This window comes from Amycolatopsis sp. CFH S0740 (genome assembly GCF_004522315.1).
GTDB classification, from domain to species: Bacteria; Actinomycetota; Actinomycetes; order Mycobacteriales; family Pseudonocardiaceae; genus Amycolatopsis; species Amycolatopsis nivea.
Genome location: NZ_SDLS01000028.1, coordinates 58,451 through 80,207, shown reverse-complemented (window position 1 = coordinate 80,207; position 21,757 = coordinate 58,451). Strand labels below are relative to the sequence as shown.

General features: G+C 70.4%; 24 protein-coding genes. 8 read left to right on the top strand and 16 right to left on the bottom strand.

Annotated elements, in window-relative coordinates; all coding sequences use genetic code 11:
• Positions 1-39: 39 nt before the first annotated feature.
• From EIZ45_RS35250 to hrcA, 12 genes are all read right to left on the bottom strand, one after another.
• On the bottom strand, positions 40-1,155 hold the full coding sequence (locus EIZ45_RS35250; RefSeq protein WP_167756651.1) for an RDD family protein: 1,116 nt from the start codon (positions 1,153-1,155) through the stop codon (positions 40-42).
• Positions 1,156-1,330: 175 nt separating this feature from the next.
• The gene (locus tag EIZ45_RS35245) at positions 1,331-1,786 is read right to left on the bottom strand and encodes a DUF2752 domain-containing protein (protein ID WP_162473062.1); all 456 of its coding nucleotides are present in this window, start codon (positions 1,784-1,786) and stop codon (positions 1,331-1,333) included.
• Positions 1,777-2,106, bottom strand: a complete 330-nt coding sequence (locus tag EIZ45_RS35240) for a CD225/dispanin family protein (RefSeq protein ID WP_043837415.1) — start codon at positions 2,104-2,106, stop codon at positions 1,777-1,779. The genes EIZ45_RS35245 and EIZ45_RS35240 overlap by 10 nt, the downstream gene beginning before the upstream one ends.
• Positions 2,107-2,182: 76 nt before the next feature.
• Positions 2,183-3,082, bottom strand: a complete 900-nt coding sequence (gene era, locus EIZ45_RS35235; protein ID WP_037813591.1) for a GTPase Era — start codon at positions 3,080-3,082, stop codon at positions 2,183-2,185.
• Positions 3,079-3,417, bottom strand: a complete 339-nt coding sequence (locus EIZ45_RS35230; RefSeq protein WP_043837413.1) for a hypothetical protein — start codon at positions 3,415-3,417, stop codon at positions 3,079-3,081. The genes era and EIZ45_RS35230 overlap by 4 nt, the downstream gene beginning before the upstream one ends.
• Entirely contained in the window at positions 3,410-4,735 is a 1,326-nt protein-coding gene (locus EIZ45_RS35225; RefSeq protein WP_037813598.1) for a hemolysin family protein, read from the bottom strand. Before EIZ45_RS35225 ends, EIZ45_RS35230 begins: the two co-directional genes overlap by 8 nt.
• 9 nt (positions 4,736-4,744) lie before the next feature.
• The gene (ybeY, locus tag EIZ45_RS35220) at positions 4,745-5,296 is read right to left on the bottom strand and encodes an rRNA maturation RNase YbeY (protein ID WP_043837412.1); all 552 of its coding nucleotides are present in this window, start codon (positions 5,294-5,296) and stop codon (positions 4,745-4,747) included.
• Positions 5,293-6,339 (bottom strand): PhoH family protein, encoded by a 1,047-nt coding sequence (locus EIZ45_RS35215; RefSeq protein WP_134663005.1) that lies wholly within the window; start codon positions 6,337-6,339, stop codon positions 5,293-5,295. The genes ybeY and EIZ45_RS35215 overlap by 4 nt, the downstream gene beginning before the upstream one ends.
• 94 nt (positions 6,340-6,433) lie before the next feature.
• Positions 6,434-6,805: a histidine triad nucleotide-binding protein gene (locus tag EIZ45_RS35210; protein ID WP_134663006.1), complete on the bottom strand. Its 372-nt coding sequence runs from the start codon at positions 6,803-6,805 to the stop codon at positions 6,434-6,436.
• Positions 6,806-7,187: 382 nt separating this feature from the next.
• Positions 7,188-7,940, bottom strand: coding sequence for a 16S rRNA (uracil(1498)-N(3))-methyltransferase (locus EIZ45_RS35205; protein ID WP_037813609.1), 753 nt, complete (start codon positions 7,938-7,940; stop codon positions 7,188-7,190).
• A gap of 2 nt (positions 7,941-7,942) precedes the next feature.
• Positions 7,943-9,106, bottom strand: coding sequence for a molecular chaperone DnaJ (gene dnaJ, locus EIZ45_RS35200; RefSeq protein ID WP_037813614.1), 1,164 nt, complete (start codon positions 9,104-9,106; stop codon positions 7,943-7,945).
• A gap of 51 nt (positions 9,107-9,157) precedes the next feature.
• Positions 9,158-10,183, bottom strand: a complete 1,026-nt coding sequence (gene hrcA, locus EIZ45_RS35195; RefSeq protein ID WP_134663007.1) for a heat-inducible transcriptional repressor HrcA — start codon at positions 10,181-10,183, stop codon at positions 9,158-9,160.
• Between the two features lie 221 nt (positions 10,184-10,404).
• Here hrcA and EIZ45_RS35190 point away from each other — a divergent pair, with 221 nt between their 5' ends.
• The 5 genes from EIZ45_RS35190 to EIZ45_RS35170 are packed head-to-tail and all read left to right on the top strand — an operon-like array spanning position 10,405 to position 13,535.
• Entirely contained in the window at positions 10,405-10,905 is a 501-nt protein-coding gene (locus tag EIZ45_RS35190; RefSeq protein WP_134663008.1) for a YbaB/EbfC family nucleoid-associated protein, read from the top strand.
• Positions 10,905-11,228 carry a type VII secretion target gene (locus EIZ45_RS35185; protein ID WP_134663009.1) on the top strand — a complete coding sequence of 108 codons (324 nt, stop codon included), beginning with the start codon at positions 10,905-10,907 and terminating at the stop codon, positions 11,226-11,228. The genes EIZ45_RS35190 and EIZ45_RS35185 overlap by 1 nt, the downstream gene beginning before the upstream one ends.
• The gene (locus tag EIZ45_RS35180) at positions 11,225-12,451 is read left to right on the top strand and encodes a hypothetical protein (RefSeq protein WP_134663010.1); all 1,227 of its coding nucleotides are present in this window, start codon (positions 11,225-11,227) and stop codon (positions 12,449-12,451) included. Before EIZ45_RS35185 ends, EIZ45_RS35180 begins: the two co-directional genes overlap by 4 nt.
• Positions 12,448-13,026 (top strand): hypothetical protein, encoded by a 579-nt coding sequence (locus EIZ45_RS35175; RefSeq protein ID WP_134663011.1) that lies wholly within the window; start codon positions 12,448-12,450, stop codon positions 13,024-13,026. The genes EIZ45_RS35180 and EIZ45_RS35175 overlap by 4 nt, the downstream gene beginning before the upstream one ends.
• Positions 13,023-13,535, top strand: a complete 513-nt coding sequence (locus tag EIZ45_RS35170; RefSeq protein ID WP_134663012.1) for a hypothetical protein — start codon at positions 13,023-13,025, stop codon at positions 13,533-13,535. Before EIZ45_RS35175 ends, EIZ45_RS35170 begins: the two co-directional genes overlap by 4 nt.
• A gap of 7 nt (positions 13,536-13,542) precedes the next feature.
• Here the strand turns inward: EIZ45_RS35170 and EIZ45_RS35165 are convergent, their stop codons facing one another.
• Positions 13,543-15,036, bottom strand: coding sequence for a CoA-acylating methylmalonate-semialdehyde dehydrogenase (locus EIZ45_RS35165; protein ID WP_134663013.1), 1,494 nt, complete (start codon positions 15,034-15,036; stop codon positions 13,543-13,545).
• 130 nt (positions 15,037-15,166) lie between these two features.
• On the opposite strand from EIZ45_RS35165, the gene EIZ45_RS35160 reads away from it, so the two are divergent.
• The 3 genes from EIZ45_RS35160 (at position 15,167) to EIZ45_RS35150 (ending at position 18,178) form a co-directional block, all read left to right on the top strand.
• The gene (locus EIZ45_RS35160) at positions 15,167-16,813 is read left to right on the top strand and encodes a PucR family transcriptional regulator (protein ID WP_043837394.1); all 1,647 of its coding nucleotides are present in this window, start codon (positions 15,167-15,169) and stop codon (positions 16,811-16,813) included.
• Between the two features lie 28 nt (positions 16,814-16,841).
• Positions 16,842-17,213 (top strand): SSI family serine proteinase inhibitor, encoded by a 372-nt coding sequence (locus EIZ45_RS35155; protein ID WP_037813628.1) that lies wholly within the window; start codon positions 16,842-16,844, stop codon positions 17,211-17,213.
• Positions 17,214-17,314: 101 nt separating this feature from the next.
• Entirely contained in the window at positions 17,315-18,178 is an 864-nt protein-coding gene (locus EIZ45_RS35150; protein WP_235147037.1) for a hypothetical protein, read from the top strand.
• Positions 18,179-18,182: 4 nt separating this feature from the next.
• Here EIZ45_RS35150 and EIZ45_RS35145 read toward each other — a convergent pair whose 3' ends face one another.
• The 3 genes from EIZ45_RS35145 to EIZ45_RS35135 all read right to left on the bottom strand — a co-directional run bounded on the left by EIZ45_RS35145 (position 18,183) and on the right by EIZ45_RS35135 (position 21,549).
• Positions 18,183-19,670, bottom strand: coding sequence for a DUF4153 domain-containing protein (locus EIZ45_RS35145; RefSeq protein ID WP_134663014.1), 1,488 nt, complete (start codon positions 19,668-19,670; stop codon positions 18,183-18,185).
• 158 nt (positions 19,671-19,828) lie between these two features.
• Positions 19,829-20,881 carry a HAMP domain-containing sensor histidine kinase gene (locus tag EIZ45_RS35140; RefSeq protein WP_043837389.1) on the bottom strand — a complete coding sequence of 351 codons (1,053 nt, stop codon included), beginning with the start codon at positions 20,879-20,881 and terminating at the stop codon, positions 19,829-19,831.
• Entirely contained in the window at positions 20,878-21,549 is a 672-nt protein-coding gene (locus EIZ45_RS35135; protein ID WP_043837387.1) for a response regulator, read from the bottom strand. Before EIZ45_RS35135 ends, EIZ45_RS35140 begins: the two co-directional genes overlap by 4 nt.
• Positions 21,550-21,757 lie beyond the last annotated feature (208 nt).

The following is a 21,757-nucleotide window of genomic DNA, read 5'->3' as shown; positions in this document are numbered from 1 at the left end:
TCCCCCGAGTTCCTCGTACTTACCGTGATCCGGTGCGGATCAGGACTGGGCCGGACCGGGCTTCGGCGATTCCGGCTTGATCATCTGCGTCGCTTCCGGCTCGCCTGCCGGATGCACGACCTGGGTGCGTTCAGCAGCGCCGAACGCGTCGGACTGTGGTTGCTGGGGCGCGGGCGGGCGCACGACCTGGGTCGGCTCGGGCTGGTCGAACGGCGTGGGGCCTGGCTGTGGCGGCGCTCCCGCGGTGCCCGGCGCGGACGGCTGCCCGAATCCCGGCTGCGGCTGGCCCGGCTGCCCGAACGCGGGCTGCGGCTGGCCGAATCCTTGCTGCGGCGGGGTTCCCGGGACCGGCGGCTGGCCGAATCCCGGCTGCGGAGCCCCGAATCCGGGCGGTGCGGCGGGAAAACCGGCGTTCGGCGCCGGCTGCGCGGGGAAGCCGCCCGAGGCGGGCTGCCCGAAACCAGGCTGCGGCGCGGTACCCGGGAAACCTCCCGGCTGACCGGGAAAACCGCCGGGCTGGCCGAACCCGCCGGGCTGACCCGGCTGACCGGGAAAACCGCCGGGCTGGCCGGAAAACCCGCCCGGCTGCCCGAAACCGCCCTGCCCGAAACCAGCCGCGCCCGAAGGCTCGGAACCGGCGGGCAGCACCACGGTGCTGAGGATCTTGTCCGAGAACGTCTGCGCCTTGTCGTCCCACAGCGGCCACAGGTAGCCGAGCGCGAACGCCATGCTGTCCAGCGCGTGCGCGAGGTCGCGGACGAACGCCATCCCGGCCCCGATCGGTTCGCCGGTGGCCTCGCTGACGAGTGTGATCCCGACGATCCGCTTCCCCAGCGACTGGCCGGTGTTGCCACCGTTGATCCAGCGGTTGAAGACCGTCCAGGCGAGACTGCCGAGAATCGCGAGGAGGTAGACGATCGTGCCCCCGACGCCGGAGAACAGCGACACGAGCAGGGCGATCAGCACCCCGCCGAGAAGCGGGGCGAAGTCGATGAGATAGGCGCCGGCGCGCTGGCCCCAGTCCGCGTAGACCCGGCCGTACGGCTGGCCGAACCCCGCGGGCTGGGGGTAGCCCGGCGCCTGCTGTCCCGGCGGCGCGCCGAACGGCGGTCCGCCTTGAGGCGGGCCGCCGGGCTGGCCGTAGGGATAGGTCATCGAGTGTCCCCCTCGTTGCTGCAAGCTGGGCCTGGCCGCGTCCGCTGTGGACACGTCAGTGCGCGGGAGCGTACCTCGTCTGGCGAGGCCGGGCCGAGCAGGTGTCCGCATCGGGTGACGCGTGAGACGGCACTGCCGCCGGAGCCGTTCCAGGCACAGTGAAAACGGGGCTAACTCAGACGTACAGGCCGGTGAACGGCGAGAACGGAACGTTGCGCGCCACGAACCACAGGACGAACACGACCGCGACGACGTGCGGCGTCCAGCGCCAGTGCAGCCAGGACCGCATCGTCCGGCCGCGCAGCCGTCCCATCGTCCAGGCGAGACCGCTCCACGCGAAGAGCGCGGCGAACACCAGCGCTACCGCGTTGTAGTGCAGTGCCGCGGAAAAATCGCCGTGCAGCACGCTGTAGGCCATCCGGAGCCCGCCGCAGCCGGGGCAGTCGATCCCGAAAAGCAGCTTGGTCGGGCACACCGGAAGCGGGCCGCCGGGCGTGGTCGGATCGCCGAACCACACCGCGACGCAGGCGAGGCCGATGCCGCCCGCCGCGGCCGCCGGGCCCGCGAGAGCCCTTGCCACCGCACGGGTTCCGCGCGCCGGCTGTCCGGTGTAGACGGTGCTCAATGCCACCAGAGCACGTTCCCGGCGACCGCCAGCACGATGATCGCGACGAGCACGTACAGCCCGATCAGGATGGCGATGCTGAGCGCCGACCACATCGCCCACTTGCGCGCCTCGTCCGCCGCGCGGTGCGCTTCGGCCGCGTATCCCTGGTACCACAAGGTGTTCACCTGGCTGGCCTTGACGATCGCGACGATCCCCAGCGGGAGACAGCAGAACACCGTCGCCAGGATCGCCCACACCAGGTTGCTGTCCGGCGGCGGCGGATACTGCGGCGGGTAACCGTACGACGGCGGGTACGGGCCCTGCGGCGGATACGGGCCGGTCATGCGGTCCCCCTGGACAAATCGGATGCGGTTCGGCTCGACGTTACCCGCCCGCGCCGCCGGGCACGGCCACAACCGGTCAGAAACCCAGCCTGCGGAGCTGCTTCGGGTCCCGCTGCCAATCCTTGGCGACCTTGATGTGCAGGTCGAGGTACACCTTCGTGCCCAGCAGCCGCTCGATGTGCTTGCGCGCGGTCGCGCCGACCTCGCGCAGCCGTTCGCCCTTGTGCCCGAGGATGATCCCCTTCTGGCTGGGGCGTTCCACGTACAGCAGCGCGTGGATGTCGATGAGGTCGTCGCGGTCCTCGCGCGGCAGCATTTCCTCGACGGTCACCGCGATGGAGTGCGGCAGTTCGTCGCGGACGCCTTCGAGCGCGGCTTCGCGGATCAGCTCGGCGACGAGCGTCTGCTCGGGCTCGTCGGTGAGCTCGCCGCCCGGGTACAGCTGCGGGCCTTCGGGCAGCCGCTGCACCAGCAGGTCGGCGACCGTCTGCACCTGGAAACCGTCCACGGCGGACACCGGCACGAGGTCGGCGAACTCCATCACCTCTTGCAGCGCGACCAGCTGCTCGGCGACCTGCTCCGGCTTCACGAGGTCGGTCTTGGTGACGATGCCGATCACCGGGGTGCGCCGGGCGATCTTCTTCAGCTCGGCGGCGATGAACCGGTCGCCGGGGCCGACTTTTTCGTTGGCGGGCACGCAGAACCCGACGACGTCCACTTCGGACCAGGTCTCGTGCACGATGTCGTTGAGCCGCTGGCCGAGCAGAGTGCGCGGACGGTGCAGGCCCGGGGTGTCGATGATCACCAGCTGCGCGTCGTCGCGGTGGACGATGCCGCGGATGGCGTGCCGGGTGGTCTGCGGTTTGCTGGAGGTGATCGCGACCTTCGTGCCGACGAGCGCGTTCGTGAGCGTCGATTTGCCCGCGTTGGGGCGGCCGACGAAGCAGGCGAAACCGGAGCGGTGCGGTTCGGTCACGACTGCAGCACCTCGACCACGGCGCCGGACGGGTCGGCGAAGATGATCGGCGCGGTCTTGGTCACGTCGCGGACCGCGTGCACGGACGCCTCGGCGACCAGCGCGTCCGCGGTGACCACGGCGGCGGCTTCGAGGCCTTCGGCTCCGCTGGACAGCGCGGCGGCGACGGCGGCCTGCACGGCGGTGAGCTTGAACGACGGCTGGTCGACCGTGGTCGCGGCGTAGGTGCGGCCGTCGGTGTCGCGGACCGCGGCGCCTTCGTCCGCGCCGTTGCGGGCGCGGGCCGAACGGGCCAGCGTGACCAGCTTCTGGTCCTCGGCGTCGAGGTCAGGCATGTTCGACTCTCCTGTCGTGCTCTTCGGGCTGGGGCGGGCGGGTGCGCGGGCGCGCCGACGACGGCCGGACGACCACGGAGGTGATGCGCATCCGGCCGCGGCGGTCCTTGCCCCCTTCGGCGAACAGCCGAAGACCGGCGACCTCGGCTTCGGCACCCGGCAGCGGGACCCTACCCAGTCGCTCGGCAAGCAGCCCGCCCACGGTCTCCACGTCGTGGTCTTCGAGGTCGATGCCGAACAGTTCGCCGAGGTCGTCGACGCCGAGCCGGGACGACACGCGGACCGAACCGTCCTCGAGCTCCTCGACCTCGGGGCGTTCGTCGGCGTCGGATTCGTCGGTGATCTCGCCGACGATCTCCTCGAGGATGTCCTCGATGGTGAGCAGGCCGGCGGTGCCGCCGTACTCGTCCACCGCGATCGCCATGTGGTTGTGCGTGCGCTGCATTTCCTTGAGCAGCTCGTCGAGCCGTTTGGAGTCGGGCACGAAGCTCGCCGGGTTCATCACCGCGCCGACGACCGTGCTCGGCCCGTCCGGGCCCATGTACTCGGGCATGAGGTCTTTGATGTTGACCACGCCGACGATGTCGTCCACCGAATCGTCGATCACCGGGACCCGGGTGAAGCCGGTGCGCAGCGCGAGCGCGAGGGCCTGGCGCACGGTTTTGGTGCGTTCGATCCACACGATCTCGGTGCGCGGCACCATGACCTCGCGGGCGACGGTGTCGCCGAGTTCGAACACCGAGTGGATCATCTCGCGTTCGGAGTCCTCGACGACGCCGCGTTCCTGGGCGAGGTCGACGAGTTCGCGCAGTTCGACCTCGGAGGTGAACGGGCCTTCGCGGAAGCCGCGGCCGGGGGTGATCGCGTTGCCGAGCACGATCAGCAGCCGCGACAGCGGGCCGAGAACCGTGCCGAGGGCGCGGACCGGCCCGGCGACGATCGTGCCGACGCGGTACGGGTGCTGGCGGCCGATGGTGCGCGGGCCGACGCCGATGAGGACGTAGCTGACCACGACCATGACGACCGCGGACACCAGGATGGCGAGCCACAGCCGGTCGAACCAGGCGACGAAGGACACGGTGACCAGCACCGTGGCGGTGAGTTCGCAGGCCAGCCGGAGCAGGAGCAGCAGGTTGATGTGCCTGCGGCGTTCGGCGACGACCGCGGCGAGCTGGCGGGCTCCGACGCGGCCGTTGCGGACGAGGCCGTCGACCCGGGCTTGCGACACCGTGCCGACCGCGGCGTCCGCGGCGGCGAACACGCCCGCGAGCAGCACCAGCGTCACCGCGATGACCACCTGTGCCGGGGGGTTTCCCATCGTCGGAGCCTAGGGCGTTTCCCCGGGCCGCGGCGCGTCGAGCCCGGCGATGCCGAGCACGCGGTCGTCGACGTCGCGTTGCGCGTCGCGGGCCTGGTGCGCGGCGACCGCGGCCTGGAATTCGCCGAGGATCCGCTTCTGCAGCCCGAACATCTCGCGTTCCTCGGCGGGTTCGGCGTGGTCGTAGCCGAGGAGGTGCAGGCAGCCGTGGACGGTGAGCAGGTGCAGTTCGTCGATCAGCCGGTGGCCCGCGGTTTTCGCCTGGTCTTTCGCGAACGCCGGGCAGAGCACGATGTCGCCGAGCAGCGCCGGGGACGAGTCGGGCGCGTCGGGGCGGCGCGAGGAGTCGAGTTCGTCCATCGGGAAGGCCATGACGTCGGTGGGCCCGGGCAGGTCCATCCAGCGTTCGTGGAGGTCTTCCATCACCTCGAGGGTGACGCACAGGATGGACAGCTCGGCGAGCGGGCTGACCTCCATTTTCTCCAGCGTGTAGCGGGCGGCGGAGACGATGGACGCCTCGTCGACGTCGACGCCGGATTCGTTGGCGATCTCGATGCTCATCGGCGGGTGCCTTTCCAGCCGCCGGCCTGCTGCTCTTGCGCGTCCTGCACGGCCTGCCACTTCTCGTACGCGTCGACGATGTCGCCGACCAGTTTGTGCCGGACGACGTCCTGGCTGGTGAGCTCGGCGAAGTGCAGGTCCTCGACGCCGCTGAGGATGTCGCGCACGACGCGGAGCCCGCTGCGCTGCCCGCCGGGGAGGTCGATCTGGGTGATGTCGCCGGTGACGACGATCTTCGCGCCGAACCCGAGGCGGGTGAGGAACATCTTCATCTGCTCGGGCGTGGTGTTCTGCGCCTCGTCGAGGATGATGAACGCGTCATTCAGCGTTCTACCCCTCATATATGCGAGCGGTGCGATTTCGATCGTCCCAGCCTGCATCAGCCGCGGAATCGACTCCGGTTCGACCATGTCGTGCAGCGCATCGTAAAGCGGCCGCAGATACGGGTCGATCTTCTCGTTCAAGGTGCCCGGCAGGTACCCGAGCCGCTCGCCGGCCTCGACCGCCGGACGCGTCAGCACGATCCGCGTGACCTGCTTGGCCTGCAACGCCTGCACTGCCTTCGCCATCGCGAGATACGTCTTGCCGGTACCGGCGGGCCCGATCCCGAAAACGATCGTGTGCTTGTCGATCGCGTCGACGTACCGCTTCTGGTTCAGCGTCTTGGGCCGGATGGTCTTCCCGCGCCGCGACACGATGTTGAGGCTCAGCACCTCCGCGGGCGACGCGTCGCCGCTGGACAGCATCCCCACAGTCCGCCGCACCGTGTCCGGCCCGACCTGCTGCCCGCCGCCGGCGAGCTGCACCAGCTCGGTGAAGACCCGCTCCGCGAACGCCACATCAGCAGCGGCACCGGTCAGCGTGACCTCGTTGCCGCGCACGTGCACGTCAGCAGCCAGCAGTTCTTCGGCCACCCGCAAGTTCTCGTCCCGGGACCCCAGCAGGCTCAGCTGAGCCGCCTCCGGGATCGGGAATCGAACCTGTGCCTCGGCCGATACCCGATTGTCAGGTCGGGCGGCTCCACCCGTCTCAGTTCCGGCCACGTGGCCTCGGTCCTGCTTTCTGCGCACTTCGCAAGTCGACGTACAGGGACCCCATAGATGCTACTTGTCCCCGACACCCGCTCGCAGCCCGGTTTCAGTGCACCCCGGCCTGCGGCTTCCCGAACAACCCGAGCTGCTCCCCGCCGAGCACATGGGCATGCACATGAAACACCGTCTGCCCGGCATCGGCATCAGTGTTGAAAACCACCCGATACCCGCTGCCAGAGATCCCCTCGATCTCCGCAACCTTCCGCGCCGTCAACAACACCTGGGACAGCAACTCCGGATCCGCCTCCGCCAACTCCCCGACGTTCCGATACCGCTTCCGAGGCACCACGAGCACATGCACCCGCGCCTGCGGATTGATGTCCCGAAACGCAAACGTGGCGTCGTCCTGATACACGACGTCCGCCGGAATCTCCCCAGCAATAATCCGCTCGAACAACGTCTCCGCCGCATCGCTCATACGCGACACCCTACAAACCCCCACTCGCCAAGGCGACGAACGCACGACACGCAACCACTGCACCGTGGGGGTCCGGGGGGCTCGGCCCCCCGGGAGTAATGGCGGAACCAGCGGCGGCGAAGAATCGCGCCAGCGATTCGAAGACGCCGCGGCGCGGTGGAGCCTGGGGGTCGCTCCACCGCCGCCGCGGCTCCGCCGGACCGAGGGGGGAGGTGCCCGGCGGGGTATGGGTTCGCGTACTCAAGGGTAATGCCCGCCTCGGGGCGGGCTGAAACCCTCGTGTTCCCACGCTTGCGAAGCAGAGTAGCTGGCGGGGCTGCGGCGCGCCATCACCTGGTGCGGATGTTTAGGGGTTCTGCCGGGTTTCGCGGGTGCCGGGCGGTCAGTGCCAGCGGCCGGTGAGGACGCCGAGTGCGCCCAGTGCGACGGCGGCCGCGGTGGAGGTGCGGAGGACGGTCGGGCCGAGGCGGACCGTGGTGGCTCCGGCTTGTTCGAGGGCGGCGAGTTCGTCGTCGGTGATGCCGCCTTCGGGGCCGACGACGAGGAGGAGGTCGCCGCCGTCGGGGAGGTCGAGGTCGGTGAGTTTGCTGGTGACGCCGGATTCGAGGACGAGCGTCGCGGACATCGTCGCGGCCAGCTGCGCGAGCTCGCGGGTGCCGACTGGCTCCGCGACGGCGGGAACGTGGGCGCGGCGGGCTTGTTTCGCGGCTGAGCGGGCCGTGGCGCGCCAGCGGGCGAGGGCTTTCTCGCCGCGGGGTCCGTCGTCCCAGCGGGCGACGCTGCGGGCGGCGCGCCAGGGCACGATCGCGTCCGCGCCGGCTTCGGTGGCCAGTTCGACGGCCAATTCCCCGCGGTCGCCCTTGGCGAGGGCCTGGGCGACGTGGACGCGCAGCGCGGGCGGTTCTTCTTGCCAGCGCTCGAGAACGGTGAGCGTGACCGAGGCCGCCCGGCCCGCTTCGACGGCGTCCACCGCGCAGCGGGCCATCGCGCCGGCGCCGTCGGAGAGCACGAGCTGCTCCCCCACGCGCAGCCGACGCACGGTGGCCGCGTGCCGGGCTTCCTCGCCGTCGAGCAGCGCCCGTCCTTCGGCGGGCACCGCCGGGGCGAGGAAGACCGGCAGTGTGGTGTCCGGCACAGTCAGCGGTTCTTCGCGCGGAGCTTGGAGAACAGGCCGCCGTGCTTGCTGCCGTTGGCGGCGAGCGTCGGGACCTCTTCGCCGCGCTGCTGGGCCAGGTCGACGAGGAGGTCGCGCTGGGCCTCGTCGAGTTTGGTGGGCACCACGACGTCGATGTGCACGTGCAGGTCGCCGCGGCCGTCGACGCGGCCGGACGAGCGCAGCCGCGGCATGCCCTTGCCGGTGAGCACCAGTTCGGTGTTGGGCTGGGTGCCGGGCTCGATGTCGAGTTCGTAGTCGCCGTCGACCAGGGTGGCGATCGGGACCGTCGCGCCGAGCGCCGCGGTGGTCATCGGGATGCGGAAGTTGCAGTGCAGGTCGTTGCCCTCGCGGACGAACACCTCGTGCGGGGCCTCGTCGATCTCGACGTAGAGGTCGCCCGCCGGGCCGCCGCCGGGGCCGACCTCGCCCTGGCCGGACAGCCGGATCCGCATGCCGTCGCCGACGCCGGGCGGGATCTTCGCGGTGACGCCGCGCCGCGACCGGATCCGGCCGTCGCCGCCGCACTGGCGGCACGGGTCGGGGATGACCTCGCCGAAGCCACGGCACACCGGGCACGGGCGCGCGGTGACGACCTGGCCGAGGAACGACCGCTGCACGGACTGGACCTCGCCGGCCCCGCCGCAGGTGTCGCAGGTCTTGGTGCTGGTGCCCTCGGCGGTGCCCGCGCCGCGGCACAGGTCGCAGACGATCGCGGTGTCGACGGTGATCTCGCGGTCGACGCCGGTCGCGCACTCCTCGAGGGTGAGGCCGAGCCGGATCAGCGCGTCGGAGCCGGGCTGCACGCGGCTGCGCGGCCCGCGGCCCCGTCCGCCGCCTCCGCCCGCGGCGCCGAAGAAGGCGTCCATGATGTCGCCGAGCCCGCCGAAGCCCGCGAACGGGTCGCCGCCGCCTCCGCCGCGGCCGCCCCCGTCCATCGGGTCGCCGCCGAGGTCGACGATCTTGCGCTTCTGCGGATCGGAGAGCACCTCGTACGCGGTGGTCACCTCGCCGAAGCGGTGCTGGGCGTCCTCCGACGGGTTCACGTCGGGGTGCAGCTCACGGGCCAGCTTGCGGTACGCGCGCTTGATCTCCTGATCGCTCGCGTTCTTGGCCACCCCGAGGATCCCGTAGTAGTCCCTCGCCACGTTGCTCTGCCTTCTCCTTCGTGTTCCGCCACGTCCCCGGCCTGCCGCCGGTCAGCGGCCGGACAGGATCTGCCCCACGTAGTTGGCGACCGCTCGGACCGCCGCGATCGTGCCGGGGTAGTCCATCCTGGTCGGCCCGACGACGCCCATCCCCCCGAGCAGCATGTCGTCCCGGCCGTAGCCGATGGACACGACCGAGGTGCTGCGCATCTGCTCGTCCTCATTTTCCTCACCGATGAGCACGGTGACCGCACCGGGGTTGCGGGCGGCGGCGAGCAGCTTCAGCACCACCACCTGTTCCTCGAGCGCCTCGAGCACCTGGCGCAGCGACCCGGGGAAGTCCGCGACGTTGCGGGTGAGGTTGCCGGTGCCGCCGAGCACGATCCGCTCTTCCGGGTGCTCGACCAGCGATTCGACCAGCGTGGTGCAGATCCGGGTGAGGTGGTCGCGCAGGTCCGGCGGAGCGCCCTCGGGCAGCTCCGCCACGTTCGCCGCCGCGTCGGCCAGCCGCCGCCCGGCGAGCGCGCCGTTGAGCACGGTGCGCAGCCGCAGCACGGTCTCCTCGGTGACCACGTCGCCGAGGTCGACGGTGCGCTGGTCGACCCGGCCGGAGTCGGTGATCAGCACGAGCATGAGCCGCGCGGGCGTGAGCGGGACCACCTCGAGGTGGCGCGCCACGGTGTTGGTGAGCATCGGGTACTGCACCACCGCGACCTGGCGGGTGAGCTGCGCGAGCAGCCGGACCGACCGGCGCAGCACGTCGTCGAGGTCGGTGCCGGAGTCGAGGAAGCTGGTGATCGCGCGCCGCTCGGCGGCCGACAGCGGCTTGATCTCCGAAAGCCGGTCGACGAACAGCCGGTACCCCTTGTCGGTCGGGATCCGGCCCGCGCTGGTGTGCGGCTGGGCGATGTACCCCTCTTCTTCCAGGGCGGCCATGTCGTTGCGCACGGTGGCACTGGAAACGCCCAGGTTGTGCCGCTCGACGATCGTCTTCGACCCGACCGGCTCCTGGTTCGAGACATAGTCGGCGACGATCGCGCGCAGCACCTCGAAGCGACGCTCGTCCGTGTTCGCCACCGGCACCTCCTTCGCGGTCCTCCTGCTACTCACAACGAGTTTACGGACCCGGCGGTGCCCGGCGCGCCCTCCGGTCCGGGCGAGCGGGAGTAAAAGGCTGGCAAACAATTTTTAATAGCGACGAACCGGGCAACTCGGAACTTCGCTTGCACGGGGAACCGGAACCCGGTTTTCTGCCTCGGAAAGACTATGAACCACTCGATCCGAAAGCAGTGGCCGACATGAACGCACTTTCTCCCGAAATCGCCGAAATCCGGCAGCGGGCCGCGGAGGCCCAGGAACGGCTGAAGCACGTGTCGGCGACCGCGACGAGCCAGGACGGCGCGGTCACCGCGACCGTCAACACCGCCGGTGCGCTGCAGGAACTCCAGTTCGGCTCCCGCGCGGACGAGATGCCCCGCGCCGCCCTCGCGGCCGCCGTCCTGGCCACCGCCCGACGCGCCCAGGCCCAGGCGGCGCAGCAGCTGACCGCGATCATGGCTCCGGTGATCGGCGAGAACAGCGACGCGATGAAATTCCTCGAAGAACAGATCCCGGAACCGGAAGTTCCGGAGGAAACGGCCCCGCCCGCACCGCCGCAGCCGCAATTTTTCGACGCACAGGACGATTCCGCGCCTCCCACCGCTCCGCCGTCCCGTCCCGCGCGCCCCGCCCGCCCGGCGCCGGACCCGACGGACGACGACGACTACTACGGCGGCGGCTCGTTCCTGGGGAGGAACTGATGGCAGACGGATCGAAGGTCGACCTCCCGGCGCTGCGCGCGCACAAGGGCGAGGTCGAGGACATCGCGGCGGGCGTGCACACCGCGGCGCAGGCCACCGAGTCCGGGCAGACGTTCGGCGACGACGCGTTCGGCATCGTCGGCCAGGTGTTCGCGATGCCGCTGCAGATCTGGATGTCGATCGCTTCCTCCTTCGTCGAGGACGTGGCGGGCAAGGCCGACGACATCGCGGACCGGCTGCAGCAGGCGCACGATCATTACGACAACCACGAGAAGCAGACCGTCGGCCACATCAACGGCCTCGGCAAGGAGCTGCCGGAATGACCGAGACGCAGGAAAACCCGCTGGTCGCGAAGTCGGAGTCGCCGAGCGGCCTGACCACGAACATGGGGTCGTCCTCGAACGAGCTGGACAACCTCAACGCCCAGACCTCCGGCTCCGGCATGCTCAACGACGTCGCGGCGACGCTCACCGACGCCCGGCACGGCGACTGGGGCAACTTCGGCGTGGACGTCGTCACTGACGGCCTCGACCTGCTCGGCGCCGCGATGGACCCGCTGGGCACGCTGGCCAGCGCCGGGGTGGGCTGGCTGATCGAACACATCAGCTTCCTCAAGGAAGGCCTCGACCAGCTCGCGGGCAACCCGGAGGCCGTCACCGCCAAGGCAGTGACCTGGTCGAACATCTCGAAGCAGCTGACCGAGAGCGCGGACCAGTACGACCAGGCCGCGAGCAAGGTCGCCCCGAACTTCCAAGGCCAGGGCGGCGAGGCATACCAGAAGACCGCGAAGGACTACGCAAACGCGCTTCGGGGCGTGGCCGGGCACGCGAGCGCCGCGTCCACCGGGATGAACGTGGCCGCCGCGCTGGTCGGCACCGAGCGTGGGCTGATCCGCGACATGATCTCGTCGTTCGTCGGCGAGTTGATCATCAAGGGCATCGCCGCGCTGGCGTCGTCGTGGTGCACCTTCGGCGGCACGGTCGCCGCGTTCATCGCCGACACCGTCGTCGAGGGCGGGATCCTGGCGGAGAAGATCGGCACCCGGATCGCGAAGGTCGTGGAGAAGCTGGACAAGCTCGCGGAGAGCGCGGGCAAGTCGAAGGCCGCCATCGAGCAGGCGGCAAACGCGTTGCGGAAGGCCGGCAAGGCGGCGGGCAAGGTCACGGACAAGAGCGTGGACATCGCTGCCGGTCTGGAGAAGAAGGCCGGCGACCTCAAGCAGGCGGGCAAGGCCGAGAGCGCCGCGGACAAGGCCGAGCGCTGGACCAACTCGGCCAAGGAGAAGGTGCCGGGCCGCGAGCACTTCGAACACGCCGGTGAGACGTATTCGGAGGACGGGCGGAAGTTCTTCAAGCTCCAGGAATGGCAGAAAGAGGGAGGTCGGCCGCCGTTCACCATGGCCGACTACACAGGAGCGGGCACCGAAGTCCGGAGGCAGGAGAACGAGCAGTACGACCGGTACGCCGAGGGCTCCGAGGCCTACAAGAAGGAGCACGAGAAGGCCGAAGGCGGCTCCGGCGAAGGCGAAGGCGGCACTGGAGAGTGAGCAGCGAAACCGTGCAGGCGGCCGCCGACCAGGCCAACCGGGAAGGCCGGCTGCATCCGTCTCAGCGGACAATGATCCTGAACGCGGGCTTCTCGATGGCTGTCGTGTGGATCGTCCTGTTCGTCGCCGCCGCGGTCCTGGCACCGATCGGAATCGGCGTGAGCGGCGACGCACTGCGGAGCCTGAACGCGGTGAACACCGACCTCGGCACCCCGCCGGTCTCGTACTGGTCGATGAACTGGCCGGTGTACCTGCTGACGGTGCTCTTCCTCGCGCTCGCCGTGCTCCCCGGGCGACTTATCTGGCGACGACTGGCAGAGGTGCGCAGCGGCAAACTCGACGTAGTGCCCGGCTGGACGCACGACTACGGGCACGTCACCAAGATCCCCCCGCGCGGACAGCACGCGATGTACCTGTACGAGATGACCGACCGGATCAAGTTCACTTATCTCGTCGTGCACGGCAAGACGTACCGGCTCGACTACGACATGCGGCAGCGTGTGCTCGGCAACCGCACGAACGCCGCGATCCTCACCCCGCGCAGCAAAATCCTGGTCAACGTGGTCGCCGCGTGACCGCGAAAGCCGATCCCGGCGAGGTCGCCGCCGCCAATCTCGCCGGGAGGCTGCACCGGAGCCAGCGCGGCGAGGTCCTCGGCTGGTTCTTCTGGGCGATCTGGGTGTTCGTCGCGATCGAGGTGGCGATCGCGGTCGTCGCGGTCGCCAAATCCGGCTTCACCGCGTCCGCGCTGGTGGCGGTGGCGGTCGCCCTGGTCATCCTCGTGCTGGCGATCCGGTTCGGGCGGCGGCAGTTCGCCGACTGCCGCGCGCCGCTGACGGTCGTGCCCGGGCCGGTGCATGATTTCGGCACCGGCCCGATCACCGACGACTATCCGGTCGGGTTGAAGCACACTCCGCGCGGCCCGGGGACGATCGAGAAATGGCAGCTCCGCGTGGGCGGCCGCACCCACACGGTCAATCCGGCCCGGGGCAAACGGCTGGCAGCTGAGCGAGTCATCGCGGTGTGCCTGCTCGGGAACAGCGGCACGGTGGCGAGCATCGTCGGCGAAAACGGCGTGTGGTGAGCCCGGGTCACGAGTTCTTCGGGAACCCCAGATTCACCCCCGCGTGCGAGGTGTCGGGCCACCGCGATGTGACCACCTTCGTCCGCGTGAAGAAGTGGAATCCCTCTGGTCCGTAGGCGTGCGTGTCGCCGAACAGCGAGTCCTTCCAGCCGCCGAACGAGTAGTACCCGACGGGCACCGGGATGGGGACGTTGACGCCTACCATGCCTACCTCGACCTCGTTCTGGAAGCGGCGTGCCGCGCGTCCGTCGCCGGTGAAGATGGCGGTTCCGTTGCCGTACGGGTTGGCGTTGATGAGCGCCAGCGCGTCGTCGAAGCTCGTCGTTCGGGCGACGGACAGGACGGGGCCGAAGATCTCGTCGGTGTACACCGCCATACTGGGCGTGACGCGGTCGAAAAGCGTGGGGCCCAGCCAGAATCCGTCGTTCTCGCCGTCCGCCTCCACGCCCCGGCCGTCCATCACGAGTTCCGCGCCTTCGGCCACGCCGGTGTCCACATAGGACGAAACTCGCTCGTGGTGTGCCCTGGTCACCAGCGGGCCCATCTCCGACGACGGTTTGCGGCCGTCCCCGACGCGCAGTTTCCGCATCCGGTCCACGATTTTGGCCACCAGTTCGTCCGCGATCGGCTCGACGGCGACCACGACCGAAACCGCCATGCACCGTTCGCCCGCCGAGCCGAAACCGGCGGACACGGCGGCGTCCGCGGCCAGGTCGAGGTCGGCGTCCGGCAGTACGACCATGTGGTTCTTCGCCCCGCCCAGCGCCTGGACGCGCTTTCCGTGGCTGGTGCCGGTTTCGTAGACGTAGCGGGCGATCGGGGTCGAACCGACGAAGGAGATCGCCTTGACGTCCGGGTGCGCGAGAAGTCCGTCGACCGCGACTTTGTCGCCCTGCAGCACGTTGAACGCACCGGACGGCAGGCCCGCTTCGGCAAGAAGCTCCGCGATGAACAGCGCCGCGGACGGGTCCTTCTCGCTCGGCTTGAGCACGACGGTGTTGCCGCACGCCAGCGCGTTCGGCACGAACCAGAGCGGCACCATCGCCGGGAAGTTGAACGGCGAGATCACGCCGACCACGCCGAGCGGCTGCGCGATCGAGTACACGTCGACGCCGGTGGAGGCGTTCTCGCTGAACCCGCCCTTGAGCATTTGCGCCGCGCCGCACGCGTATTCGACGTTCTCGATCGCGCGCGCGACCTCGCCCGCGGCGTCCGATTCGACCTTGCCGTGCTCGCTCGTCACGATCTTCGCCAGCTCGTGTTTGCGCGCCTGGAGCAGCTCCCGGAAGGCGAACAGCACCCGCGTGCGCCCGGCGAGCGACGTGCCCCGCCAGCCCGGCAAGGCAGCGGCCGCGGCGGCTACCGCCTGGTCCACCTCGGCCGGCCCCGCGAAGTCCACCTGCGCGCTGACCTGGCCGGTCGCCGGGTCGTACACGTCGCCGGTGCGTCCGGTGCCGACGACCGGCTTGCCGTCGATCCAATGGCTGATGCGGTCGGTCACGACGTCCGCTCCTTCCGGTCGGGTGCCCCCGAGTCTCCGGGCGAGACGGGCGGGTCCGCCATCGACAACGTGTACGGACTACCCCTCTCCGCCGTACAGTCTGTGCCCTGCCGGCCAGCAAGGGGGACCGATGTACCCGACCGTCGCCGAGGCGCTCGCGTTGCCGGTGCTGCGCCAAGGGTGTCCGCGCGTGGTCGCGGGCAGCACCGGGCTCGAACGGCGGGTGCGCTGGGCGCACGCGGCCGAGGTCGCCGACATCGCGCATCTGCTGCGCGGCGGAGAACTCGTGCTCACCACGGGGGTCGCGCTCCCGGACGACGACGCGACGCTGACCCGGTACGTCGCCGATCTCGCCGAGGTGGGCGTCGCGGGCCTGGTGGTCGAGCTGGTGCGGCACTGGAACGACCGGCTGCCGCGCGCCCTGGTCACGGCGGCTGAGCAGCGCGGATTGCCGCTCGTGACGCTGTCCCGCGAGACGCGCTACGTCGCGGTGACCGAGGCAGTGAACGGGATGATCGTGGACGCGCAGCTCGCTGAGCTGCGGGCGGCGGAGCGGGTGCACGAGACGTTCACGTCATTGACCGTCGCGGGAGCTGAGCCCGCCGCGGTGCTGGCCGAGGTGGCGCGATTGACCGAGCAGCCGGTCGTGCTGGAGACGCTGGAACACGAAGTCCTCGCCTACGACACGGCGGGCACGGATCCGGGCGAATTGCTGATCGGCTGGCCTGCGCGGTCGCGAGTGGTGCAGGTCGGCGAGCGCACCGGGTACCACTCGGCGGCGGGCTGGCTGGTCACCGTGGTCGGCGCGCGCGGCCACGACTGGGGCCGGCTGGTGCTCGTGTGCGCCGAGCCGCCACCGCATCGGTACCAGGTGGTCGCCGAACGAGCCGCGTCCGCGCTCGCGGTGCACCGTCTGGTCGCGCGCGACTCCGACACCCTCGAACGGCAAGCGCACCGTGCGGTGTTGACCGAGCTGCTGAATTCGCCCGCGCCGACCGCGGAGATCCTCGCGCGCTCTTCTGCGCTCGCCGTGCCGCTGACTGGACGACAGCTGGTCGGACTGGCGGTAAGGCCACGCATCACTGCGACTACGCGCCCGACGCTGTCTACGCCGCCACTGTTGCGCGAGCTGGCCGAAGCGACCGCGCTCGCCACACGCCGGGCGAAGGTGTCCGCGTTGGTTTCGACGGACGAGACTGCCGTACGCGCGCTTCTCGCACTCTCGCCGGAAGCCAACGCTGACGCCGTACTTCAGCGCCTAGCCACCGACATCCACGACGCGCGCGCTTCCGCGCCGGCCGCGCTCGGCGTAGGCACGACTGTCACCGGACCCGCTGAAGCACAACGCACTTTGGTCGAAGCCGCACACGTCGCTGCCGCCGCCCTCGACGAAGATGACGGACAACCGTTGCACCGTCTCAAGGACGTTCGGCTACGCGGCCTCCTGCACCTTCTCGCCGACGACGAGCGCGTACACGCCTTCGCCGCGCGAGAACTGGGCCCGCTCCTCGAACGCGACGCTGCGTCGGGCAGTCGCCTCGTCCCAGCGCTGCGGCACTACTGCGCGCACGGCGGCAACAAGTCCGCCGCGGCCGTCGCCGCCCACACCTCGCGGACGGCGTACTACCAGCAACTCGCCCGCATCGAACAGGTGCTGGGAGTGCGACTGGAAGATCCGGAGTCGATGTTGTCGCTGTACGTGGCATTGCTCGCGCACGACCTCGGCGCCGCCACCCGTCCGAGCGAGGAAAACCCACCCGGACGAGGAGCACAGTGATCGGGTTCGCGGTGCCGATATCCCTCGTATGGTGTTCTCTTCCTTCGCTCCGGTCGCAGCGGCCGTGATCGGGTTCGGCGGCCTGGCCGCACCGCACGTCCCGGAGTCCGTGCTGCAGCTGACCGTGCACGAGACCTCCGGGCGCGTCACAAGCGCGTCCCTCACCTGCGACCCCACCGGCGGCACGCACCGCCACCGCGACACCGCCTGCGCGACCCTCGCCGCGGTCGACGGCGATTTCGCCCGCATCACCCCGCACCGGCAGAAGTGCACGATGATCTACTCCCCCGTGGACGTCACCGCGCTGGGCAGCTGGCACGGCACCCGGGTCACGTACCGGGCGACGTACCCGAACAAGTGCGCGGCGGACAGCCAGTCGAACGGGGTCTTCGCGCTGTAGGCCCTGGCCGCGGCGATCGGTTCCGGCGGCCCGGAATCGGTTGCCGCAGCGGGAAATTCGGTGGGACGCCGACGCTGTCCTCCGTAGGCTGCGTCGTCGTGATGACCCCGACGACCCTGCGCGAGCTGTACTTCGCGGTGCACGAATACACCGGCTCGGCAGTGTTCTCCGACGTGCTGTCCCCGTGGCTCGGCGAGCATGCCGCCGATGCGCGCGAGATGCTGGCCCCGCTGGCGGTCTGCGGAGAATGGCAGCGGACGGAATACGTCTGGGGCGATCTGCTCGAGCAAGCGTATGCGCTCCACCGGATCAGCGATCTCCTGCTGCTGGGCTTCCAGCCCGGCCTCCCGGACGGAGCCGCAACGCCGTGGGCGCACCGATTGCACTTGCCCGACCACGAAGTGCGCGTCACCGCGGACGAGTACGTCGGCTTTTTCTCCGCGCTGGGCATGCGACGGATGGAAGTCGCCCGGTTCGATCCGTTTTTCCACGAGATCGCGGCCGTCGACCAGAGCGATGATCCGGACGAGCCGATCGAGCTCGCCGGCGAACAGTGGCCGTGCCTCATGCTCGGCGAACTGCTGTTCGGCCGGGCCGGGGTCGTCGTGCGGGCCGGGGAAAGGCACGCGACAGCGGGGATCGCGGACCGGTCGGCACTGGAGGATTCGTTCCTCCGCCGCCATCGGCCGACCAGCGACGGATCGCTCGGCTGGGGGCACAATTCGCAGTGGAAGACCGATTTCCGCCGCGACTACCTGACCGCGGACGCCTACCGGTTCAACGTCGACGCGAACGCGGACATCGACGGGGAAAGCCCGTTCGGAGACGCGGACCTGACCCCGGCGGAGCGCCGCGACCTGGTGCGCCATCGCTGCGCGGTGCGCCGCTCCGAGCACCTCCCGGATGCCGAGAACCCCGACGAGAACCCCCTGGTCGACTGGCGGCTGACGGTGCCCCGGAGCTGACCCGTCATTCGCACGGGCCCTGGGCCCGGAGGATCTCCCGGGCCCGGGAACGGCTCAGGTTCCAGGCAGGCCAAGCATCGTCGGGCAGCGCACGGGCGATCGGGCGCAGCAGGCAAGCCGCGTCGGGACGGCGTTCCGCCACGACCGGGGCCACGTCGGCGGAGAACTGGCGCAGGTAGCGGAGATCGAGCGGCTTGCCCTGCGCCGCCCGGTCCAGGTTGGCGGTCGTGATCGCCGCTTCCGGGTTCGCCGCGGCCAATCCCAGCAGCGCCACGGCAGCAGTCGCGATCGCCGCGCGGGGAAGCCAGCCCGCGCGGAGCGTGCCCAGCGTCGCCCCGATCAGGACGAACACCACGCCCAGCCAGATCTCGCACACCTCCACCAGCAGCCGCAGCACGGTGAATCCGTAAGCCTGCTGGTAGGTCCACATGCGACTCAACGCGGACAGCACCACGACCAAGCTCAGCACAGTCAGCGCGCCGAGCAGCGCCCGCAACACCGTCCGGTCGGCGCGGGTGGCTTTCGGGGCCCAGCGCAGGGCCGCGGCGACGATGCCGAGGGTCAGCACGGTGCAGGCGCAGAGTTGCCAGAAACCGCCGCGGGCGTAGTCCGCCGAGGTGAGGCCGTCGGTGCGGAGGACGTAGTCCGTGCCGCCGAAAAGGGCCGCCGCTTGCACGCCGACGTACGCGGTGAACAGCACCGACAAGGTGCCCAGCAGGGATGTCCAGGACAACCGGTCGCCGACCGTCGTCGTCCGGTTTTCCCTTGCGGGCAAGGGATCCGCGGCGATCAGGAAGACGGCTGCCATCGCCGCGAAGCCCACTCCGAACACCAGCGCGGCTTGGACGGCCGGGCCGGGACGCACCTCCGGGACGAGGCCGCCGACGAACTGCGCGAAGCGAGGGTCCGAGGTGATCAGCAACGGCAGGAACACCACCAGGACCAGCCCGGACAGCAGAACCGCGCCGAGGGCCCGCCCCTGTCGCCGACCAGACCGGGGGCTCCGGCGGAGCAGCCACGGCACCGCGCGGAACGCTTCGAGCGGGACGGCGAGCACGTCGTACGTCGTGCCGTGCACAGTCCGCTTCCCGACGACGGCAAGCGACGCCGCGACTGCCGCCGCGAGTCCGCACAAGACGAACAACCATTCGGCCGCGCGCAGGGCTCCCACCGCGAGCAGCGCGATCGCCAGCAGCGCCCAACCGGCCTGCCCCCAACGCCTCGCTTTTCCTTGCCGTGTCCCAGACAGCCGCGCGCACGCCAAGAGCACCACGGCCGCGATCAGCAACGCCAGGACCCAGCCGATGCCGGGCCGGTCCACCGGTACGACGACCGCCGCCACGACCGCGACCGCCAGCGCGGCCACCTTCGCCCCGACGGGCACCGCGGCTTCGGCCCGCTCGAACAACGGCCTCGGCCCCGGCTGCCGCACGATGCGCACCACCCACGGCGGAACGGCATGCGCGGGGTGATTCTGGACCTGCTCGGACATGGAACCTCTCTTCGCGATAGCAAATCACAGTGTGTGCGGCGAGCGCGGATTCTCACCTGTCGATACGCGCGCCTCGGCGGTACGTGAGGGGAACCCTGCGGGAATCTGATTCCCTCAGGGTGGCCCTCACGTGCCTCAGCGGGAGTGCGGCCCGCAGCTCACGCGGGCAGGGTCACCCGGATCCGGCACCCAGGCCCGCCGCCAGCAGCAAGACCTCCGCCAGGCACCGGATCGACCACCGCGACGGTCCCCCCGTGCAGTTCGACCACCCACCGTGCGATCGCCAAGCCCAGCCCGGTCCCGCCGCCGCCAGCGCGTTCTCCGCGGGTGAACCGCTCGAACACCCGGTCCCGGTCGGCTTCCGGAATCCCCGGCCCCTGGTCGTGCACCTCGATCCGCGCCTCCCCGGGCTCGACCCGCGCCAGCACCGCCACCTCTCCCCCGGCCGGGCCGTGCCGGGCGGCGTTCTCCAGCAGGTTCAGCACCACCTGGTAGATCCGTTCCCGGTCGGCGGGCACCGTCGCGCCGGACGGGGTCACCGAGATCGCGAACCGGACGCCCCGGCCTGCCGCCGCGGCCATCGCTTCCGCTTCCGCGGCGACCTCGGCGAGCAGGTCTTCGAGGTCGACCTGCGAGCGGTCCAGCGGCAAGGTTCCGGCGTCGATCTGCGACAGGTCCAGCAGTTCGGTGACCAGCCGTCCCAGGCGTTCGGTCTGGTGCAACGCCGTGCGGAGCGTCGCGGGATCCGGCGAAGCGACGCCGTCCACCAGGTTCTCCAGCACGGCGTTCAGCGCGGTGATCGGCGTCCGGAGCTCGTGCGACACGTTCGCGACCAGTTCGCGGCGCTGCCGGTCCGCGGTGGACAGGTCGGCGGCCATCTGGTTGAACGCCGCGGCCAGCGAGCCGACCTCGTCGCGGGCGGTGGCGCGGATCCGGCGGGTGTAGTCGCCTTTCGCCATCGCCCGCGCGGCCGCCGTCATCTCGCGCAGCGGCCTGGTCATGCCGTGCGCCAGGATCTGCGACGTCAGGAGCGCGATCACCACCGCGGTCACCGTCGTCCGCGGCGGCAGCCAGCCGATCTGGTAGCGGAAGAACGCGAACGCGATCCCGCCGGACGCGACCATCAGGATCGCCAGTTTCAGCTTGATCGACCGGATCCGGTCCAGCGGTCTCGGCAGGAAATCGACAGCCTTCGCGACAAACGGCTTCACGCGGGAACCTCCAGCGCGTACCCGACCCCGTGCACCGTCCGGATCAGGTCGGCCCCGAGCTTCCGCCGCAGCGCCTTGATGTGGCTGTCCACCGCCCGGGTGCCGGCTCCGGTCGCGTGCACGTCCCAGTCCCACACCTCGCTCAGCAGCCGTTCCCTCGGCTGCACCGCGCGCGGACGGCGCGCGAAATGCACCAGGAGATCGAATTCGATCGGCGTCAGCTGGGCGGGTTCGCCCCCTCGGCGAACCCGCCGTTCCGCGATGTCGATCTCCAGATCCCCCAGCACGATCCGTTCCTCCGCCGCCGCCGAGGACCGCTCCACCCGCCGCAGCAGCGCCTGGATCCGCGCGGACAGCACGCGCATCGAGAACGGCTTCGTGAGGTAGTCGTCCGCGCCGACGCCGAGCCCCACCAGCAGGTCGGTCTCGTCGGCGCGGGCGGTGAGCATGAGCACCGGCACCGGACGGCGCGCCTGGATCCGGCGGCACACCTCGAGACCGTCGAAACCGGGCAGCATCACGTCGAGAACCACCAGGTCGGGACTGGTCGCCGCCTCCGCGTCGACCGCCGCGGGGCCGTCGTGCGCGACCGTCACGGAGAACCCTTCCGCGCTCAGCCGGGCATCGATCGACGCGGCGATGGTGAGGTCGTCCTCGACGACCAGCACCCGTCTTCCCCCGTTGTCCATGCCGCCGACTTTAAGCAATCCCCGTGGAGGCCATCCGGGTGAGATGTGGAGATCCGGTGGAGATGTTTCCGCCGTTTTGCCCGGACGTCACGAGCGGGTTGTGACGTACGTCATGCATCCCGGCGCGGTTCGGCGCAATCGACAGACTGCGCCAAGGGCGGCCGAACAGTGAACAGTCTGTCTCTGC

Coding starts and splice junctions, on each gene's coding strand:
- EIZ45_RS35225 (WP_037813598.1), bottom strand. CDS start 4,735: ATGGGAAACCCCCCGGCACAGGTGGTCATCGCGGTGACGCTGGTGCTG.
- EIZ45_RS35180 (WP_134663010.1), top strand. CDS start 11,225: ATGACCGAGACGCAGGAAAACCCGCTGGTCGCGAAGTCGGAGTCGCCG.
- EIZ45_RS35155 (WP_037813628.1), top strand. CDS start 16,842: ATGGTGTTCTCTTCCTTCGCTCCGGTCGCAGCGGCCGTGATCGGGTTC.
- EIZ45_RS35145 (WP_134663014.1), bottom strand. CDS start 19,670: ATGTCCGAGCAGGTCCAGAATCACCCCGCGCATGCCGTTCCGCCGTGG.
- ybeY (WP_043837412.1), bottom strand. CDS start 5,296: ATGAGCATCGAGATCGCCAACGAATCCGGCGTCGACGTCGACGAGGCG.
- EIZ45_RS35250 (WP_167756651.1), bottom strand. CDS start 1,155: ATGACCTATCCCTACGGCCAGCCCGGCGGCCCGCCTCAAGGCGGACCG.
- EIZ45_RS35230 (WP_043837413.1), bottom strand. CDS start 3,417: ATGCCTGACCTCGACGCCGAGGACCAGAAGCTGGTCACGCTGGCCCGT.
- EIZ45_RS35240 (WP_043837415.1), bottom strand. CDS start 2,106: ATGACCGGCCCGTATCCGCCGCAGGGCCCGTACCCGCCGTCGTACGGT.
- EIZ45_RS35185 (WP_134663009.1), top strand. CDS start 10,905: ATGGCAGACGGATCGAAGGTCGACCTCCCGGCGCTGCGCGCGCACAAG.
- EIZ45_RS35150 (WP_235147037.1), top strand. CDS start 17,315: ATGACCCCGACGACCCTGCGCGAGCTGTACTTCGCGGTGCACGAATAC.
- EIZ45_RS35210 (WP_134663006.1), bottom strand. CDS start 6,805: ATGAGCGATGCGGCGGAGACGTTGTTCGAGCGGATTATTGCTGGGGAG.
- EIZ45_RS35190 (WP_134663008.1), top strand. CDS start 10,405: ATGAACGCACTTTCTCCCGAAATCGCCGAAATCCGGCAGCGGGCCGCG.
- EIZ45_RS35160 (WP_043837394.1), top strand. CDS start 15,167: ATGTACCCGACCGTCGCCGAGGCGCTCGCGTTGCCGGTGCTGCGCCAA.